2 protein-coding genes and 1 pseudogene are annotated in these 2065 nt (G+C 77.7%); all 3 read left to right on the top strand.

Features of this window, described 5'->3' with window-relative positions; translation table 11 throughout:
• Positions 1–41: 41 nt before the first annotated feature.
• Positions 42–395, top strand: a pseudogene (locus tag C6N75_RS26460) (condensation protein); the annotation flags it as partial.
• Positions 392–1168, top strand: a complete 777-nt coding sequence (locus C6N75_RS26455) for a class I SAM-dependent methyltransferase (RefSeq protein WP_105871400.1) — start codon at positions 392–394, stop codon at positions 1166–1168. The pseudogene C6N75_RS26460 and the gene C6N75_RS26455, both read left to right, overlap by 4 nt.
• A gap of 2 nt (positions 1169–1170) precedes the next feature.
• The coding region (locus C6N75_RS26450; RefSeq protein ID WP_105871399.1) for a hypothetical protein at positions 1171–2065 on the top strand (895 nt) is incomplete at its 3' end.

The raw sequence follows: 2065 nt of genomic DNA, 5'->3' as shown, positions 1-2065 counted from the left end.
GATGTGTATAAGAGACAGAGCCGGCGCAGGGTGCGGGTGGCTCGGCCCTGCTCACGGCGCCCGTCGCCCCGGTCGCCCTGCGCGCCCGCGCCACCCGCACCCTGCGCCGGCTCGCCGCCCCCTGGACCTCCACCACCCTGCTCAGCAACATCGGCCGCATCCCCTACCCCCTGGACTTCGGCGACGCCGGCCGCGCCGAGCGGGTCTGGTTCTCCGCACCCGCCCGGATGCCCCGCGGCCTCACCTTCACCACCGCCTCCACCGGCGGCCGCCTCCACCTCGCCCTGCGCTGGTCCAGAGCCCTGCTCGGCGACGACGACGCCGCCGTCCTGCGCGAGCTGTTCACCGGCCACCTCGCCGCCACCGGCGCCCCGCCCCACCGGACGACGCCATGACCGAGCCCACCAGGAGGGACGCCGTGAGCGCACCCACCGACACCCGCCCCTCCCGCGGGCTGCGCGACTTCTACGAGAACCCCGCCGTGCCCGTCGCCTCGGGCGACGCCCGCACCCGCCGGCAGGCCGCGCTGCTGGCCGCCGCACTCGGCCCGCCCGCCGCCCACGGCCCCGCCGGCGCGCTCGTCCTGGACGTCGGCTGCGGCGACGGCACCGCCGCGGCCACCGCCGCCCCCCTGCTCGCCGGCCACCGCCTCGTCGGCCTCGACTGGTCGCACGACGCCCTGCGCCGCGCCCGCGCCCACATCCCCCACCTGCTCCGCGCCGAACTCGACGGCAACGCCCTGCCACTCGCCGACGGCTGCGCCGACGCCGTGCTGTTCAGCGAGGTCATCGAACACCTCCCCGACCCCGACACCGCCCTGGACGAACTGCGCCGCGTGCTGCGCCCCGGCGGCCACCTCATGCTCTCCACCCCCAACCTGGCCGCCTGGTACAACCGCGCCCTGCTGCTGGCCGGCGTGCAGCCGGTGTTCTCCGAGGTGAGCCTGCGCGCCGTGCACGGCCGCCCCGGCCGCGAGGTCGTCGGCCACCTGCGGCTGTACACCGCCCGCGCCCTGCGCTCCTTCCTGCGCGCCGCCGGCTTCACCGACGTCACCGTCACCGGCGCCCCCTTCCACGGCGTACCCCGCCTGCTGCGCCCGCTGGACCGGGCCGCCTGCGCCGTCCCCTCCGCCGCCTCCATCCTGCTGGCGCACGCCCGGCGGCGCTGACCGTGACCGGGGCTGTCGACTGGGGCTGGTGGGGCTGGGGCGTCGCGGCCGCGCTGCTCGCCAACGCGCTCTACAGCGCCGGCTTCGTCCTACAGAAGCGCGCCCTCGGCCGGCTGCCCGCCCTGTCCGCCGGCCGGCCGCTGCGCACCGTGCTCACCCTCTCCGCCAGCCCCGCCTGGCTCGCCGGCTCGCTGGCCCTCGCCGCCGGCTTCGCCGCCCAACTGCTCGTCTACCGCTCCCTGCCGATCGCCGCCGCCCAGGGCATCTTCGTCTCCGGCCTGGTGCTGCTGACCCTGCTGTCCTCCGCCGTCCTCGGCGAGCGGCCGTCCGGCCGGGAGCGCCACGCCCTGCCCGCGGTGCTCCTCGCCCTGCTGATGGTCATCGCCTCCCTGCCCGACGGCGGCGCCGGCGTCGGCCGCTCCGCGCCCTGGCGCACCGTGCTGCTGGTCAGCCTGCCCACCCTCGCCGCCGCCGGATGGCTGTACGCCGCCGTGGACCGCCGCGCCCGCCGCCCGCACCGCATGCCCACCAGCGGCATCGGCTACGGCGTGGCCGTCGGGCTGCTGTACGGCGTCAGCTCCCTGGCGGTCAAGGGCCTCTCCGCCGCCCCCTACGCCGACGGCCCGGCGGCCGCGGCCCGGGCGCTGGCCGGCTCCCCGTACCCGTACCTCCTGCTGTGCACGGCGGCCGCCGGACTGGTGATGTCCCAGACCGCGCTGCAACGCTGCCGGGCCACCCTCATCGTGCCCGTCTGCACCACGGTCGCCTGCGTCTTCACCGCCGTCCTCGGCTCCCTCGCCTTCGGCGAGTCCCTGCCGGACGCACCCGTGCCCCTCGCCCTGCGCCTGGCCGGGACCGCGCTCGCCATCAGCGTCCTGCTCGCCCTGCCCCGGCACG

Origin of the sequence: Streptomyces solincola, from assembly GCF_002982015.1 — a bacterium.
GTDB lineage: Bacteria > Actinomycetota > Actinomycetes > Streptomycetales > Streptomycetaceae > Streptomyces > Streptomyces solincola.
Note: the sequence above shows the minus strand (reverse complement) of the source record. Positions and strands in the feature narration are given on the sequence as shown.

Excerpts from the sequence above, each read along its gene's own strand:
- C6N75_RS26455 (WP_105871400.1), top strand. The coding sequence starts at position 392 with ATGACCGAGCCCACCAGGAGGGACGCCGTGAGCGCACCCACCGACACC.